Source organism: Variovorax guangxiensis, assembly GCF_003952165.1.
GTDB classification, from domain to species: domain Bacteria; phylum Pseudomonadota; class Gammaproteobacteria; order Burkholderiales; family Burkholderiaceae_C; genus Variovorax; species Variovorax guangxiensis.
Genome location: NZ_RXFT01000004.1, coordinates 287,821 through 303,978, shown reverse-complemented (window position 1 = coordinate 303,978; position 16,158 = coordinate 287,821). Strand labels below are relative to the sequence as shown.

Below are 16,158 nucleotides of genomic sequence, written 5' to 3'. Positions count from 1 at the left end.
GAGGCCGGCGGCGGTTACTTGTAGTACGCCTCGACGGTGCCCTTGAGCTTGATCAGCAGCGGCTTGCCCTTGCGGTCGAGCGTCTTGCCGGCGGGCACCTTGATCCAGCCTTCGCTGATGCAGTATTCCTCGACGTCGAGGCGGTCCTTGCCGTTGAAGCGGATGCCGATGTCGTGCTCGAAGGCGGCCGCCACGTGGTGCGGGCTGCGCGGGTCGATGGAAAGATGGTCGGGAAGAGGTGGGCGGGAGGTGGCTTCTGTCATGGCGCGTGATGATAGGGGCTCCCGGATCGGGCTCCCCTTTTGGCGCCTACCGGCGCTTGCGGGTCCGTCGGGCCGGCGGCTTGGGGCCGAAGCCCAGCGCGGCGCGTGCCAGCGCGTCGGCCTCGCCGTTGCGATGGCGCGGAATCCATTGCAGGCGCACGTCGTCGAAGCTGCCGAGCAGCACGCGGGCCTCGTCGAACAGGGCGGCCAGCCGGACGATGGGCGCCACCGGCTCCGGGCCTGCCGCGCCGAGTTGCTCGACCAGGATGCTGTTGTCGCTGTAGGCCCGCACAGCGGTGGCGCCGCGCTCGCGCAGGTCACGCAGCGCGAGGGTCAGCGCCAGCAGCTCGGCTTCGTTGTTGCAGCCCGTGGTCTGCGTGGCCTGCGACAGCGTGTGGCGGCTGCCGTCGGGCGCGGTGATGACTGCGCCGATGCCCATGCGGCCCGGATTGGGCATGGCGCTGCCGTCGCAATAGATGGTCCACGGCAGGTTGCCGCAACCCTGTTCTTCTCCCACGCTCATCCGGACTTCAGCAGTTGCTGCGCTTGATGCCCGCGAGGTTCTGGCACGGCCGCTGGCCCGGCGGCGGACCGGAGTCGTGCGCATGCGGCGGCCGCGGCCTGCGGATGGGACGCACGCCGTCGTAGTACGGATCGGGGCTCAGGATCACCACGCCCGGTGGCTCGGCCGCGGCCTGCGGCTGGCTCTCGGCCGGGTAGCGCGGAATGATGGCCGGGCCCGAGGGCGGATTGCTGGCCACCTGGCTCGGCGGCACGACCGGCGGCACCGACGAGGTCTGCGGCGGCGTGTAGTCGCGGCGTGCCGGGTCGGGCGGCGGCGATTCGAGGATGGGCACCTGCCGCGACTGCTTGCTGCCCGGCGGGCAAGCGACATTGGTGTACGAGATGGCTCCGCTGGCATCGGTGCAGCGCACCACCTCGGCCGCATGCGCGCCGAGCGCCGCAGCGGAGATCGCGAGGAAGGCAGCCAGTGCGCGCATCGATGTGTTTCCGGCAGGGTTCTTCGGTCAGGTCAGGTACCGGGAACGGCTCCCGATGGCGCCCACTTTAGCCGTTGCGTGCCGGTTGCGCACCTGCGGCATGATCGCGGGATGGACATTCCCCGACCGCATCCCCTCGTCATCGTCAAACTGGGAAGTACTTTCGAAGCCCTGCGCGCGCGGCAGGGCGGCGACTTCGAACACTGGATCGCCGACGGGCTCGGCGCGCACGCGCTGCCCCTGCTGGTGATCGATCCGCGACGCGGCGACGCCCTGCCCGACCCGGCCGGGGTTTCGGGCGTGGTGGTGACCGGCTCTCATGCGATGGTGTCGCACCGCGAGCCCTGGAGCGAGGCCACGGCCGCGTGGCTCGCGAAGCTGGTCGCGCGCGATACGCCCGTGCTGGGCATCTGCTACGGCCACCAGCTGCTGGCGCACGCGCTGGGCGGCGAGGCCGGCGATCATCCGCAGGGCGCGGAAGTCGGCACGGTGACAGTCACGCTCGGCGAGGCCGCCGCCACCGATCCGCTGCTGCAGGGCCTGCCCGCGCAGTTCCCGGCACATGCGGTGCACTGGCAGAGCGCGCTGCGCCTGCCCGAAGGCGCGGTGCTGCTGGCCGGCAACGAGCACGAGCCGGTGCACGCCTTCCGCGCGGGCAGGAACGCCTGGGGCGTGCAGTTCCATCCGGAGTTCGACGCGGACGCCATGCGCGGCTACATCGAGATGCTGGCCGGCGAGCTGGCCTCGATGGGCGCCGATGCGGCCGCGATGCGCGAGCGCGTGGTCGACACCGGCGCGGCCGCCAGCCTGCTCGGGCGTTTCGCGCGGATCGTCGAGGCGCACCAAGGCGCCTGAGCGCCCATCCCACCCCACCCACCCATCCCACCCGGCCTGTCCGACGGCGGCTTTCGCGCGTCGGACCGCGACTACAGGCTACGCTCGCCGCTTCGGTTAAGGTGCGGTCCATCGGCCGCCCGCCGGTTCCTTTTTCTTCCCCTTCATGACCACCCCCTCCCCTGTGCCGGCCCGCAAGCATTTCTCGATGATCCGGGAGTTCCACCTCGCCGACGTGTTCACGCTCGGCAACGCGGCGAGCGGCGTGGGCGCGGTCTTCCTGGCGATGGCCTTCATGGCGAGCCATTCGCTCGCGCAGTTCCTGTGGGCCGCCGCGCTCGCGCCCACGGCCTTCGTGTTCGACGTGCTCGACGGCCGCATCGCGCGCTGGCGGCAGACACAGTCGGCCCTCGGGCGCGAACTCGACTCGCTGGCCGATGTGATCTCCTTCGGCGTGGCGCCCGCCGCACTCGGCTTCGCGGCCGGGCTGAACGGCGGCTGGGACTGCGCGATCCTGGTCTATTTCGTCTGCTGCGGCGTGAGCCGGCTCGCGCGCTTCAACGTGACGGCCGAGGCGCTCTCGGCCGGCTCCGACAAGGTGAAGTATTTCGAGGGCACGCCCATCCCGACCAGCGTGGTGCTGGTGGGCGTGCTGGCGTACGCCGCGTGGCAGGGCCGCATCGGCGCCGACGTGTGGGGCGGCGCCTGGGTCTTGGGGCCCTGGCAGCTGCATCCGCTGGCGCTGCTGTTCGCGCTCTCGGGCACGCTCATGATCAGCAAGACGCTGCGCATCCCGAAGTTCTGACCCATCGCCGATCAAGGCCACAGGAGACACGCCCATGACCATGAAGCTGTATTTCGACCCGCACAGCCGAGCCCAGGTCGCGAAATGGATGCTCGACGAAGCCGGCGTCGACTACGAGATCGTGCCCACCCTCATCAGGGAGAAGGCGCACAAGACGCCCGAGTTCCTGAAGATCAACCCGGCGGGCAAGCTGCCCGCGCTGGTCGACGGCCGCACGCGCATCTTCGAGAACGCGGCCATCTGCATGTACGTGGCGGAGAAGTTTCCCGGCAAGCGGCTGGCGCCGCCCGTGGGTTCGCCCGAGCGTGGCCGCTACCTGTCGCTGATGGTCTATTCGACCTCGCAGCTCGAGCCCGCGATGGGCGACGCCATCATGAAGATCCGCAGCAACAACAGCGCGCGCGGCTGGACCAATTTCGAGGCTGCCAAGGACGCGGTCGAACGCGAACTTGGCGACGGCCCCTACCTCTTCGGGGCGCAGTTCACGGCCGCCGACGTGATGATCGGCTCGATGTTCATCTGGCACCGCGCATTCGGCGGCCGCTCGAACCGCCCGAAGATCGATGCGTACATCCACCGGCTGCAGGCCCGCCCCAAGGGCATGAAGTTCGGCTGAACGCGGCGCGGCGTGCCGCGCTGGTGACAACGCGCGGCGAAGGCACGCTCTTTAATCGGCTTGCTTGTTCCCCTCCAAGAAAGAAGAGAGACGCCCGCATGACATCCAAGAACGCCACGCCCTCCCGGTTTCCGCTCACGGCCCTTTCGCTGGGCCTTGCCGCCTTGCTCGCCGCCTGTGCGAGCGCGCCGCCGCCCGGCGGGCGAAGCGTGACCATCGAGCGCACCACCTTCGGCATCGCGCACATCACGGCGCCGGACTACGAGGGTCTGGCGTACGGCAGCGCCTATGCGCATGCGCAGGACAACGTCTGCCAGACGGCCGAGCACCTGCTCACGCTGCGCGGAGAGCGCTCGCAGTTCCTCGGCGCGCAGAACACCGGCGAGCTGGGCCTGGGCCGCGCGCCGAACGCGCAGATCGACCTGTTCATCCGCTATCACATGGACGACGCGGCGCTGGCACGCGCGGGCGCCACTACCAGCCCCGAAGTGCAGGCCGCGCTGCGCGGCTACGTGGCCGGCTACAACCGCTACCTGCAGGACGCCGGCCCCGGCGGTTTGCCGGAGGCCTGCCGCGGCAAGCCCTGGGTGAGGCCGATGACCGCCGCCGACCTGGCGCGCGCCACCGAGATGTCGATGATCCAGGGCGGCCTGGGCGCGCTGGCCGGCGCCGTGCTGGCCGCCGTGCCGCCCGCGCCCGGCGCGAAGACCGGCGCCGCGCCCGTCGAACTGAAGGAAGCCGTCGCCGAGATCGGCCGCCACAGCTTCAACGCCAGCCCCGAGGGCGGCGAGCTCGGCTCCAACGGCTGGGCCTTCGGCCGCAACGCCACGCCGGACGGCCGGGGCCTGCTGCTGGGCAACCCCCACTTCCCGTGGAACGGCACCAACCGCTTCTGGGAAATGCACCTGACCATTCCCGGCAAGCTCGACGTGATGGGCGCCACCGGCGGGCTGAGCCCCGTGGTGGCGATCGGCTTCAACAAGGACGTGGCCTGGACCCACACCGTCTCGACCGGCAAGCGCTTCACCCTGTACGAGTTGAAGCTCGATCCCGCCGACCCGACCGTGTACCTGGTCGACGGCCAGCCACGGAAGATGCTCGCGCGCACCGTGACGCTGCCGGCCGCGGCAACGGGGGGCAACGCGCCTGCGGTGCAGCACACCTTCTATTCGACCGAGTGGGGCCCGGTGATCTCGCTGCCGCGCGCCGGCCTCGGCTGGACCGCGCAGAGGGCCTATGCCATCCGCGACGCCAACACGCTCAACGTGCGTTCCGCCGAGGCCTGGATGAAGATGGCGCAGGCCCGCAACGTGGCCGAACTGCGTGCCGCCATGGGCAACCAGGGCATGCCATGGATCAACACCATCGCGGCGGACCGTGACGGCAACGCGATGTATGCCGATCTTTCGGTGGTGCCCGACGTGTCGGCCGACATGCTGAAAAGTTGCGCGCCCTCGCCCGCCGCCGCGGCGCTGCTGAACGCGGCCGGGCTGGCGGTGCTCGACGGCTCGCGCGCCGCCTGCGCATGGAATCGCGACAGCACGGCCGCCTCGCCCGGCATCATCGCGCCGGCGCGCATGCCGGTGCTCGTCACGCCGGACTACGTGCAGAACAGCAACGACAGCTTCTGGCTCAGCAACCCCGACATCGCGCCGATGGCGGGCATTTCGCCGCTGGTGGGCCCCGTCGGCGTGCCGCAGCGGCTGCGCACGCGCAGCGGCATCATGGAAATCCGCGGCCGCCTGGCCGGCACCGACGGCCTGCCCGGCAACCGCATGGGCGCGGCCGAGCTGCGCAGCGTGATCTTCCGCGACCGCAACCTCGCCGGCATGCTGGTGATGGACGACCTGCAGGCCGCCTGCCGCGCCGCCGGCGGCTCGCTCGGCACCGACCAGGCGCTGGGCTGCCGCGTGCTCTCGGCCTGGGACCGCACCAGCAATGCCGACTCGAAGGGCGCGCCGCTCTTTCGCGAGTTCTGGCGCAAGGCCAAGGACATCCCGAAGGTCTGGCGCGTGCCCTTCGACCCCGCGCAGCCGGTGGCGACGCCGGCGGGGCTCGACATGGCCACGCCGGCCACGCGCGAGGCCGTGTTCAAGGCGCTGGGCGACGCGGTCGGCATCCTGCGCACCGCCGGCTTCGCGGCCGACGTGCCGCTGGGCGTGCCGCAGTCGCGCCTGGTGCGCGGCCAGAAGATCGCGCTGCACGGCGGCGACGAGTTCGAGGGCGTGCTCAACAAGCTGGAGTCGCAGGGCCAGTCGCTGATCGACCCGAAGGGCTACAACATCAACTACGGCAGCAGCTACATGCAGGTCGTGAGCTTCGACGCCAACGGCCCCGTCGCCCAGGGGCTGCTGACCTACGGCCAGAGCAGCGACCCCGCCTCGCCGCGCGCCTACGACCAGCTGCCGCTGTTCGCCGCCAAGCAGTGGCACCCGTTGCCCTTCCACCGCACCGACGTGCAGGCGCAGCGGGTGGGCGCGCCGCTGCAGCTCGCGTACTGATCTACAACGCTTCCTCTCATCCATGTCATTGCAGACCGCTCCCACCCACACCAGGCCCAGCGGGCTCGACCAGCTGATCCGCATCGCGGCGGACCAGCCGCTCTCGCCCGACTGCGACCATTTCTATTTCCTGCGCCACGGGCAGACCGGCCGCAACGCGCTGCGCATCTTCCAGGCCGTGGACGAGCCGCTGAGCGAGCTCGGCCTGCAGCAGGCCGCGCGCGCCGCCACGCTGCTGGCGGGCGAGCCGATCCGCACGGTGGTGTGCAGCGACGCGCGGCGCGCGAACGACACCGCCTATGCGGTGGCGACCGCGCTCAAGCTGGTGCCGGCCGCGCAGGCCACGCTGCGCGAGCGCAACTTCGGCGCGCTCATCGGCACCTCGTCCGCCAACATCGACTGGGCCTGCGAGCCCGAGGGCGGCGAGACGCTCTCGCAGTTCGTCTCGCGCACGCGAGAGGCCATCGACACCGCCCTGCGGCTGCCCGCCCCGGTGCTGGTGGTCGCGCACGGCGGAACGCTCTACGCACTGGCCGCCCTGCTGGGCGTGCCGGTCGACCTCGGCCTGCTCGGCAACGCCCAGCCCTTGCGTTTCGAGCGCCGCGGCCCCACATGGGCCGTGACGCCGCTGCTGCGGCACGCCGACGGCGACGCGGCCCTGGCCTAGCTGCCGGGGACATTCCCCACCTCGATGCCGTCCACCCAACGAAGCACCACGCACCATGGAATTCAAGGACTACTACAGCGCACTGGGCATCGACCGCACCGCGTCCGACGACGAGGTGCGCAAGGCCTACCGCAAGCTCGCCCGCAAGTACCACCCCGACGTCAGCACCGAGGCCGATGCCGAGCAGCGCATGCGCGACATCAACGAGGCCAAGGACGTACTGGGCGACAAGGAAAAGCGCGCCGCCTATGACGCGCTGGCCGACCGCGTCGCGCGCGGCGGCAGCCCCGAGGGCGACTTCCGTCCGCCGCCGGGCTGGGACGAAGGTTTCGAGTTCCATCGCGGCCCGCGCCAGGGCCCGGCCGACCATGCCGACTTCAGCGACTTCTTCTCGTCGCTCTTCGGCGAGGCCGAGCGCCGCGGCGCCGCGCGGCAGAACTTCCGCGCGCGCGGCGAAGACCACCATGCGGCCATCGAGATTACGCTGGAAGACGCGCTCAGCGGCGCCGAACGCGAGATCACGCTGCGCGCGCAGACCATCGACGCGCAGGGCCATCCGCAGTGGACCAATCGCACGCTGAGCGTGAAGATCCCCCCGGGCGTGCATCCGGGCCAGTTCATCCGCCTTGCCGGCCAGGGCATGCCCGGCCACGGCGGCGAGCCCGCGGGCGACCTGTACCTCGAAGTGCGCATCGCGCCGCACAAGCTCTACCGCGTGGAAGAGCGCGACCTGTACATGACGCTGCCCGTCACGCCCACCGAGGCCGCGCTGGGCGCACAGGTGCAGGTGCCGACGCCGACCGGCGGCGTGGTCGAGGTGACCGTGCCGCGCAACGCGCGCAGCGGCCTGAAGCTGCGCCTGAAGGGCCGTGGGCTCGCGGGCAAGACGCCGGGCGACCTGTACCTTCTGCTCGACATCGCACTGCCGCCCGTTGACGGCGACGAGGCCCGCAGGGCCTACGAGCAGCTGGCGCAGGCCACCTCTTCCTTCCACCCACGCCAGCATCTGGGAGTCTGAGCATGGTGAATTTCACCCTCACGAGCACCACCGCCATCAGCGCCTCGCAGCCGCTCGCCGCGAGCGAACTGGCGCATGCCGTCGGCGCGGATACCGCCTGGGTCGTGCAACTGGTCGAAGTCGGCATCCTGCGCATCGAAACCGCCGAGGCGCCGCCTGAGCGCTGGGAGTTCTCGAGCACCGACCTGCAATGCGCGCTCGAGGCACGCAGGCTGGAGCGCGACTTCGGCGTGAATCTCGACGCGGCGGCGCTGATCCTCGACCTGCAGCACGAGGTGCGGAGGCTTAAGGCAGCGCTGCACGCCCACGGCCTCCGATAGGAGCCCGAGGGCGAGCGCATCGCCCCTCCTACCCTCAGGGGGAAGCGGCCCGCCCCTTGACCTTGACACCATGCGAAGCCGAAGACTGCGGGCCTTCTCAACAGGAAGGAGCCCGCATGAACCCTCGCACCCTTGGCACGCCACAGCCCGCACCGGCAACGACGCAGTCCGGCCGCCGATTCGGAATGGAAGAGGCCATGGCCCGCGCCGGCGTCTCCGAGCGGCTGCTGCGCCAGTGCGAAGCCCGCGGCCTCATTCAGGGCACCGTCGGCCGCGGATTCACCCGCGAGCACGTCGACGTGCTGCGCTTCGTGCGCAGGGCGCACGCGCTGGGCTTCGGCATGAGCGACATCGCAAGGCTGCTCGCGCTCAGGCAGGACGAGCACCGCATGAGCGCCGAGGTGAAACTCATCGCGCTGACGCGCACCGAGGAACTCGAATCGCAGATCGAGGAACTGCAGGCCACGAAGCGCGTGCTGGAGCGCCTCGCCGGCCTGTGCCTGGGCAATCATCAGCCCGCCTGTCCCATCCTCGACGAACTGCTGGAGCTCAGGGGCTTCGCCTCCCAGCCGGTTGGCGCTACTGCATCTGCTTCAGATTGCCGATGCGCACCAGCATCTCGGTGAACATCTGCAGGTCGGCGTCGAGGTCGGGCACTTCCTTGTACTCCTTGGCGTTGTGCGCCGTGTACTTCTTGCCGGGCATCGCGGGTCCGAAATTGATGGCGTTGGGCATCAGCTTCGCGGTGGTGCTGCCGGCCGTGGGCACGGGCCTGGCCTCGAGGCCGGTGGTGTCGCCATAGATGTTCAGCAGCGTGGACAGCCATGCGCCCTTCGGGTCTCGCGCCATCCAGTTGCCTTGCTCGTAGGCGACTTCGAGCTTCACGTTGTTCGCGTTGGCCCACGCATCGATCTTCTGCGTGACTTGCGCCTTGAGTTCTTCGGGCGTACGGCCGCGAGGCATGCGCGCGTTGACCGTGACTTCGAGCCTGCCATCGCTGCCCATGCGCACGAGGTTGGGCGAGAAGGTCAGCGGCCCCATGAAGTCGTCGGCATAGCCCAGGCCCATCTTCTCGCCGAGGTAGCCGGTGCCGTAGAGCGCGTCGATGTATTTCACGGCTTTCAGGTAGTGATTGGGCGCGAGCGGCACGCCGGATTCCTGCAGGAAGAGCGCGAGGCGAGGCAGCGGGTTCACGCCCTCCTCGGGCCGCGAGCCATGGGCGGAAACGCCTGTCACCTTCAGCTCGATGCCATCGGCGCCGCGCGCGATGTCGATGGAGAACTTGCCGCCCTGCCCTTCGTACTTCTGCAGGAATGCCGGCTTCGCGGCCTCGAGCTTCGCGAGCGCGGCCGCCTGGTCGCCGCCCTTGAGCACGGCCGTCGCCGTCTGCGAGATCGCGTTGGCCGATGCGGCGGCGCTCATGCCTGTGATCGCCGTCGATGCGCCATCGGCAGTTTCCGCCGGGAAAAACACCTTCAGCGCACCCGAGCCCTTCTCGGCCACCACTGCCGGGTATTTGCTGTCGAGGACGATGTTGTAGGCCGGCAGCTGCGTCTTGGTGCGGTAGTACTGCATCGCGTCGCCGCCGGTTTCTTCGGTGGTCTCGATCATCAGGCGGATGCTGCGCTCGATGGGCAGGCCGCTTTCCTTCACCGTCTTCATCGCATAGAGCACCGCCGCGATGGAGCCCTTGTCGTCGATGGTGCCCCGGCCGTAGAGGAAGTCGCCCACGCGCGTCATCTTGAACGGATCGAGCCGCGTGCCGTCGTCGAGCACCCATTCGGACAGCACCGCCGGCACCACGTCGGAGTGCGTGAGGATGCCGAACTCTTCGGAGCCCGTGCCCTTGAGGCTGACTTCGAAGATGCGGTTGTCGACGTTGCGGTAGGCCAGGCCGAAATCGCCCGCCATCTTCTGCACGAGCTGGCCGAACTCGATGATCGGCGCACTTTCGTGGGGCGGAACCTGCACGTTGCGCACCGTCGGGATCGCCACCATGGTGCCGATGCTCGCGATCACGGCCTGCTGGTTCTTCAGGCGGTTGTAGAGGCCGAGCAGGCGCGCGATGTTGACGAGGTCTTCGCCGGCCAGCGGCGCCTTTTTGCGGTAGGCGGCCCCTCCCGGCTTGAGTTCCGGGTTGGTCTTCTCGGCCTGCGCCAGGAACGCGTTGAAGTCGGCGGGCGGCTTGCCAGCCTGCCAGGCGGCGGCGAGCTGATCGAGCTGGGGCTTCCTGATCGTTTCCGCATGCGCCAGAGAGCCGAGCGCGAGCGCAAGGCCCAGCGAAAGCGCCGACAATGAAAATCGAGATTGCTGCATCAGGGTCTCCCCCTCATTCTGAAAACATCCCGCGACGATAGCCGAGCGAAGAATCGAAAGAACAATGAGCAACAGCACCGACAAGATCCGCTGCGCCTGGGCCCAGACCGACCCGCTGCTGATGGCCTATCACGACGCCGAATGGGGCGTGCCCGAGCGAGACAGCCGCGCGCTGTGGGAAAAGCTCATGCTCGACGGCTTCCAGGCCGGGCTCTCGTGGCTCACCATCCTGCGAAAGCGCGATGCCTTCCGCAAGGCCTTCAAGGGCTTCGTCCCCGAGAAGATCGTCAAATTCACCGAGGCAGACGTCGAGCGGCTGCTGCAGGATCCGGGCATCGTGCGCTCTCGCTCGAAGATCGAGGCCACCATCGGCAACGCGCGCGCCTACCTCGCGATGCAGGCCAAGGGCGAGGACTTCTCGGAATTCATCTGGGGCATGGCGGGCGGCGAGCCCGTCGTGAACCGCACGGGCAGCGTGCCGGTGAAGACGCCGCTGTCCGAAGACATCTCGGCTGCGCTGAAGAAGCGCGGCTTCAAGTTCGTGGGGCCGGTGATCGTCTATGCGTGGATGCAGGCCACGGGCATCGTGGACGACCATGCGCACGATTGCCACCGGCACGGGACGAAGCACGGACGCGGCAAGGCCCAATGAAAAAACCGGACGCTGCTTTCGCAGGTCCGGTTTCTCCTGATGTGTGACTTGTGATTCGATGAAGCGGCTCGCGCCGCTTTCGAATTACAGGCCGGCTTGACGCGTGAAGGTCAGGCCCTTGGCTTGCGCGGGGATCACGCTGCCGGCGAAGGTTTCGGGACGCAGGTTCTGGCCCGGAGCGTGTGCAGCGGCGACGGCCTGGCTACGGACGGCGGCGCGGTCGACCGAAGCGGTCAGAGCGGGCGTTGCGGTCGAAGCGGCGCCTTCGCTGTCGTTGTAGGCGTTGCCGGCACGGGCGGCTGCCACGGCCTGGGGCGCCACGTCGGCGCGGCTGTAGCCGGAAGTCAGGGGCTGGACGCCTTCGTAGGTTTCTGCGTGGGCGCCAGCGGCGGCGAGCAGGGACAGAGCGGCGGCGGCGAGGATGTTCGAGGTCTTCATTTCAATTCCTTCTTCATTGGGCTTTTCGGTGCCGCAAGTGTGCACCAGGATTACTAGGGCAAACCCTATGAAGAATGAACCGCAGTGTTCACGAAATTGAAACAATAGCCAGGAACTTTCTGACAACGCTAATCCAAGTGCTCTTTGCGCCGTCAAGAACGTGGGCAGTTTGCATACTTTGTCTCTAGACCGTCAAGCGGAACCTGGCAGCCTGGCTCGGCCTTTCAGCAAAAGGTGCTAAGGCAGCCTCGCCCCTCGCCGCGCGTTTCAACGAGCTCTTGCAGGTTGCATGCCAACCGGTGCGCCTGTTCCGGAGCGCTTCGCCCGCTCAGTCCTCCTTCATGCCGGTCGCCTTGACCACGCTGCCGAGCCGCGCACGCTCCTCGTCGACGAACTTGGCAAAGCTCGCGCGGGTGCCACCGACGGGCTCGATGCCCATGTCCTTCAGGCGCTTCGCGATCTCGGGCGACTTCATTGCTGCGTCGACTGCCGCGGCCATCTTGTCCATGATCGCGTCGGGCGTGCCGCGCGGCGCGTGCACGCCGGCCCAGTGCGCGATGCGGATCTCGGGGAAGCCCTCCTCCGCCGCAGTCGGCAGTTCAGGGTAGGCCGAGATGCGTTGCGTCCACGTGCCCGCCAGCGCCTTGAGCTTGCCGCTCTTCACGTAGGGCAGCACCACGATGCTGGCCTCGGAAGTCGCCTCGACCTGGCTGCCGAGCACCGCGGTGATCGACTCCGAGCCGCTCTTGTAGGGCACCACGTCGAGCTTGCCGCCGTATTTCGTCTGCAGGATGCCCTCGACGAAATGCGGCGTGCTGCCCGTGCCGGCGGTGGCCCAGTGGAAGCCGTTGCCCGACTTCTTCGACGCGGCGACGAATTCCTTCAGGTCCTTGTACGGCGCATCGGCCGGCACCACCACCACCGAAGGCGCCAGCCCGATCATGGCCACCGGCACCAGCGCCTCGTCCTTGTACGGCATGCTCTTCTTGATCATGCTGTTCGACACCACGCCGGCCGCGCTCACCAGGAAGGTGTAGCCGTCGGGCGCGCTCTTGGCGACCACGTCGGCGCCGAGCACCGCGCCCGCGCCGGGCTTGTTGTCGACGATCACCGGTTGCCCCAGCTGCTTCGACGCGCCTTCGGCCGCCGCGCGTGCCATCAGGTCGTTGGCGCCGCCTGCGGAAAAGGGAACGACCAGCCTGATCGGCTTGGTTGGCCAGGCCTGCGCGGCGGCGCCTTGGGCGAGGACGGACACGGCCAGCCCGGCGGCGAGCGATGCGATGCGGTTGGAAAGCATGGGAAGTCTCCTGCGTGTTGTGAGTCGTTGTCAGGTACAGCGCCCATTGCACGCTCCTGGGTCGGCTTTGACCTCGGTATTTCTCCCAGAGGCCTGCCGGTCAGGAACGCGGCCAGGCGCGAATCAGCGTGCGCAACGCCACGCCGCCGCTGCCCTTGACCTCGGCGCGATAGGTGCCCACCAGCGCCTCGCGCTCGGCGGCGGCCTGCGGGTCATTGCGCCATGCGAGCAGCGCGGCCACGTCGGTATCGGGCAGCGCGGCGAGCAGCGCCTGCGTCACCTGCCTCTCGAATTCGCGCGCCACGAGCATCAGGTTGCGCGGGCGGGTCGAGGTCACGCCGCGCGACCAGAGCGTGTCGAGGGCCATGTCGAGCGTGCGGTCGGGCAGCGAGCTGAACTGGCCGCCATTGCCGCGCGCGAGTTGCTTGACGACGGCGCTCATCAGCAACTGGCTGGAGAAGTCGATCTCGCGCACCTCGGCCACAGCCATGCGCTCCAGCAGTTCCGCGCGCGCGGGGTCCACGGGCTTGGCGCGCTCGCGGTTGAAGAACTCCGCCTTGCCGGCATCGCTCATCGCCGCATAGTCGGTGCGCAGCTTCACGAAGCGCGACACGGCGGCGAGCAATTGCGGGTTGGGTGCCGCACCACCGTTACCGGCCGATGCAACTTCCTGCTGGATGGCGGACACCGAGGCCTTCGTGTCGAAGGCGCGCGTCGCCGCCGTGTCCAGCGCCTTGAGCGCCTTGTCGGCGATGGCCTGGTCGTCGGGGTCCAGCAGCTCTCTCGCACCACGCGAGACGGCGCCAGGCCCGTAGGAGGCCTGGTAGCGCTGCTGCACGCCTTCGAACTGCAGCAGCGCTTCCGCACGGCTCTGCGCCCAGCCCATCAAGGGGGGCGGGAGCAAGAGAAGCAACAGGGAGAAACGGAAGAGGAAGAGACGGTTCGGGGAAAGCATGGCGCCATTATTGGCACGCCGGCGTTTCCCTCCCGCCGCCCTGGTCCGCCCCCGTCCGCCCCGGTCTCTTCCGTGCTTCAGGCCTGCGCCAGCTCCCTGCGCAGCTGCTTCGCAGCCGCCACCATGTTCGAAAGCGCCGCCTCCGTCTCGGGCCAGCCGCGAGTCTTGAGGCCGCAGTCGGGGTTGATCCACAGGTTGGCGGGCGGCACCACGTCGGCCGCCTTGCGCATCAGCCGCACGATTTCTTCGACCGAAGGCACGCGCGGCGAGTGGATGTCGTAAACGCCCGGGCCGATCTCGTTGGGGTAGCGGAAACCGCCCGCGTTGTGCTCGCCCCCGAAGCCGCGCAGCAGTTCCATGTCTGAGCGGCTCGTCTCGATGGTGATCACGTCGGCGTCCATGGCCGCGATCTCAGGCAGGATGTCGTTGAACTCCGAATAGCACATGTGCGTGTGGATCTGCGTCTCGTCGCGCACGCCCGAGGCGCTGATGCGGAAAGCGCGCGTGGCCGACTTCAGATAAGCCGGCCAGCCGGCGCGGCGCAGCGGCAGGCCTTCGCGAATGGCCGGCTCGTCGATCTGGATGATTCCGATGCCCGCGCCTTCGAGATCGACCACCTCGTCACGGATCGCCCAGGCTATCTGCTCGCAGGTGGTGGCGCGCGGCTGGTCGTCGCGCACGAAGGACCACTGCAGGATGGTGACGGGGCCGGTCAGCATGCCCTTCATTGGCAGCTTCGTGAGGCCTTGCGCGTAGGCGGTCCATTCGACCGTCATCGGCGCGGGGCGCGCCACGTCGCCGAAGATCACCGGCGGCTTGACGCAGCGCGAGCCGTACGACTGCACCCAGCCGTTGGCGGTGAAGGCGAAGCCGTCGAGCTGCTCGCCGAAGTACTCGACCATGTCGTTGCGCTCGGCCTCGCCATGCACCAGCACGTCGATGCCCAGCTCCTCCTGCTTGCGCACGGCCAGTGCGATCTCGGCGCGCATCTTCTCGCGGTAGCCGGCCGCGTCGAGTTCGCCGCGCTTGAAGGCGGCGCGGGCGGCGCGGATGTCGGCGGTCTGCGGGAACGATCCGATGGTGGTGGTCGGCAGCGCGGGCAGCGCGAAACGCGTGCGCTGCACCAGCTGGCGCATTCCGAACGACGAGACACGGCTGTCGTCGCCCGCCACGCTGCGCGCGAGGCGCAGGGCCACATCTGCACGATGCACGCGCGGGCTGGTGCGGCGAGCTTCCACCGCGGCGCGGGCCGCCGCGAGTTCGGACGCGACCGAGGCCTCGTCGCCATCGACGGCCGCACGCAGCACGCGCAGCTCGTCGAGCTTCTCGACGGCGAAGGCGAGCCACGATTTCAGTTCCGCATCGAGCTTCGTTTCCGCCGCAAGGCTGAAGGGCACATGCAGCAGCGAGCACGAAGGCGCGATCCACAGCTCGCCCTGGTGCTTGCCCGCCACCTGCCTGAGCTTGGCAAGTGCCGCATCGACGTCGGTGCGCCAGATGTTGCGCCCGTCGACCACGCCGACCGACAGCACCTTGTGCGCCGGCAGCCAGTCGGCCACGCCCGTGAGCTCCTGCGGCGAACGCACCGCGTCGACGTGCAGGCCGGCCACCGGCAGCTGGCAGGCCAGGCGCAGGTTGTCCGACAGCGGCGAGAAATACGTGGCCAGCAGCAGCTTCGGCGCGCTGCGGGCGAGTTGCCAGTAGGCGCGCTCGAAGGCGTTGCGCCATGCATCGGGCAGGTCGAGGCCGAGGATGGGCTCGTCGATCTGCACCCACTCCACGCCCTGCTGCTTCAGCCGCGTGAGCACCTGCTCGTACACCGGAAGCAGCGCATCGAGCAGCGAGAAGCGGTCGAAGCCGGCCGCCTTCTCCTTGCCGAGGTACAGGAAGCTCAGCGGCCCCAGCAGCACGGCCTTGACCGCGTGGCCGGCCTGCTGCGCCTGCGCCACCTCGTCGAAGAGGCGCGTCGAGGCCAGCCTGAACTGCGTGCGCGCATCGAACTCGGGCACGAGGTAGTGGTAGTTGGTGTCGAACCACTTGGTCATCTCCAGCGCGAAGGTGCCTTCGCTGCCGTGCGCGCAGCCTTCGCCGTGCGCGTGGGCCGCTTCGCTCTCCACGCCGCGCGCCATCTTGAAGTAGCGCGAAAGTTCGGGCTCGTCGCCATGGAAGCCGAAGCGCGCCGGCTCGCAGCCGAGCAGCTGGATGTGGTTGGCCACATGGTCGTAGTAGGCGAAATCGCCCACCGTCACGAAGTCGAGCCCTGCATCGCGCTGGGCCTGCCAGTGGCGGGCGCGCAGCTGCTCGCCGACCGCTTCGAGCGCGGCACGGTCGATCTCGCCGCGCCAGTGCTTCTCGAGGGCGAACTTGAGTTCCCGGTGCGCGCCCATGCGCGGAAAGCCGAGGGTGTGGGTACGGGTGGTCATTTGAAGGTAATCCGGTCGCTGATCTTGGGAATCCGGGATGGTCGGCGTTTGC

Annotated in this window: 17 protein-coding genes; 9 read left to right on the top strand and 8 right to left on the bottom strand. The window is 69.0% G+C overall.

Going from position 1 to position 16,158, the window contains the following annotated elements; all coding sequences use genetic code 11:
- Positions 1-14 precede the first annotated feature (14 nt).
- Genes EJP67_RS12270 through EJP67_RS12260 form a run of 3 tightly spaced genes read right to left on the bottom strand, consistent with a single transcriptional unit; the run spans position 15 to position 1,264 of the window.
- A complete protein-coding gene (locus tag EJP67_RS12270; protein ID WP_126021985.1) occupies positions 15-263 on the bottom strand; it encodes a DUF3297 family protein in 249 nt (82 codons plus the stop codon).
- Between the two features lie 46 nt (positions 264-309).
- Positions 310-786, bottom strand: a complete 477-nt coding sequence (locus tag EJP67_RS12265; protein ID WP_126021984.1) for a ribonuclease HI family protein — start codon at positions 784-786, stop codon at positions 310-312.
- A gap of 7 nt (positions 787-793) precedes the next feature.
- The gene (locus EJP67_RS12260; protein ID WP_126021983.1) at positions 794-1,264 is read right to left on the bottom strand and encodes a DUF4124 domain-containing protein; all 471 of its coding nucleotides are present in this window, start codon (positions 1,262-1,264) and stop codon (positions 794-796) included.
- A 111-nt stretch (positions 1,265-1,375) separates the two neighbouring features.
- Here EJP67_RS12260 and EJP67_RS12255 point away from each other — a divergent pair, with 111 nt between their 5' ends.
- From EJP67_RS12255 to EJP67_RS12220, 8 genes are all read left to right on the top strand, one after another.
- Complete coding sequence (locus EJP67_RS12255) at positions 1,376-2,119, top strand: glutamine amidotransferase (protein WP_126021982.1); 744 nt, start codon at positions 1,376-1,378, stop codon at positions 2,117-2,119.
- A gap of 145 nt (positions 2,120-2,264) precedes the next feature.
- On the top strand, positions 2,265-2,903 hold the full coding sequence (locus EJP67_RS12250) for a CDP-alcohol phosphatidyltransferase family protein (RefSeq protein ID WP_126021981.1): 639 nt from the start codon (positions 2,265-2,267) through the stop codon (positions 2,901-2,903).
- A 34-nt stretch (positions 2,904-2,937) separates the two neighbouring features.
- On the top strand, positions 2,938-3,519 hold the full coding sequence (locus EJP67_RS12245) for a glutathione S-transferase family protein (protein WP_126021980.1): 582 nt from the start codon (positions 2,938-2,940) through the stop codon (positions 3,517-3,519).
- Between the two features lie 98 nt (positions 3,520-3,617).
- A complete protein-coding gene (locus EJP67_RS12240; RefSeq protein ID WP_126021979.1) occupies positions 3,618-6,020 on the top strand; it encodes an acylase in 2,403 nt (800 codons plus the stop codon).
- Positions 6,021-6,042: 22 nt separating this feature from the next.
- Positions 6,043-6,687 (top strand): histidine phosphatase family protein, encoded by a 645-nt coding sequence (locus EJP67_RS12235; protein WP_126021978.1) that lies wholly within the window; start codon positions 6,043-6,045, stop codon positions 6,685-6,687.
- A 55-nt stretch (positions 6,688-6,742) separates the two neighbouring features.
- A complete protein-coding gene (locus EJP67_RS12230; protein ID WP_126021977.1) occupies positions 6,743-7,705 on the top strand; it encodes a DnaJ C-terminal domain-containing protein in 963 nt (320 codons plus the stop codon).
- A 2-nt stretch (positions 7,706-7,707) separates the two neighbouring features.
- Positions 7,708-8,025 (top strand): chaperone modulator CbpM, encoded by a 318-nt coding sequence (locus EJP67_RS12225; protein WP_126021976.1) that lies wholly within the window; start codon positions 7,708-7,710, stop codon positions 8,023-8,025.
- Between the two features lie 116 nt (positions 8,026-8,141).
- Positions 8,142-8,651, top strand: a complete 510-nt coding sequence (locus tag EJP67_RS12220) for a MerR family DNA-binding protein (protein WP_126021975.1) — start codon at positions 8,142-8,144, stop codon at positions 8,649-8,651.
- On the opposite strand, the gene EJP67_RS12215 is transcribed toward EJP67_RS12220, so the two are convergent.
- Complete coding sequence (locus EJP67_RS12215; RefSeq protein ID WP_240650623.1) at positions 8,605-10,341, bottom strand: dipeptidase; 1,737 nt, start codon at positions 10,339-10,341, stop codon at positions 8,605-8,607. The genes EJP67_RS12220 and EJP67_RS12215 overlap by 47 nt on opposite strands.
- Positions 10,342-10,405: 64 nt before the next feature.
- On the opposite strand from EJP67_RS12215, the gene EJP67_RS12210 reads away from it, so the two are divergent.
- A complete protein-coding gene (locus tag EJP67_RS12210) occupies positions 10,406-10,993 on the top strand; it encodes a DNA-3-methyladenine glycosylase I (protein WP_126021974.1) in 588 nt (195 codons plus the stop codon).
- Positions 10,994-11,077: 84 nt separating this feature from the next.
- On the opposite strand, the gene EJP67_RS12205 is transcribed toward EJP67_RS12210, so the two are convergent.
- From EJP67_RS12205 to metE, 4 genes are all read right to left on the bottom strand, one after another.
- Entirely contained in the window at positions 11,078-11,431 is a 354-nt protein-coding gene (locus tag EJP67_RS12205) for an alpha/beta hydrolase (protein ID WP_126021973.1), read from the bottom strand.
- Positions 11,432-11,759: 328 nt separating this feature from the next.
- Positions 11,760-12,728 (bottom strand): Bug family tripartite tricarboxylate transporter substrate binding protein, encoded by a 969-nt coding sequence (locus EJP67_RS12200; protein ID WP_126021972.1) that lies wholly within the window; start codon positions 12,726-12,728, stop codon positions 11,760-11,762.
- 100 nt (positions 12,729-12,828) lie between these two features.
- Positions 12,829-13,632, bottom strand: coding sequence for a hypothetical protein (locus tag EJP67_RS12195; RefSeq protein WP_240650621.1), 804 nt, complete (start codon positions 13,630-13,632; stop codon positions 12,829-12,831).
- Between the two features lie 128 nt (positions 13,633-13,760).
- The gene (metE, locus tag EJP67_RS12190; protein ID WP_126021970.1) at positions 13,761-16,106 is read right to left on the bottom strand and encodes a 5-methyltetrahydropteroyltriglutamate--homocysteine S-methyltransferase; all 2,346 of its coding nucleotides are present in this window, start codon (positions 16,104-16,106) and stop codon (positions 13,761-13,763) included.
- Between the last annotated feature and the right edge of the window lie 52 nt (positions 16,107-16,158).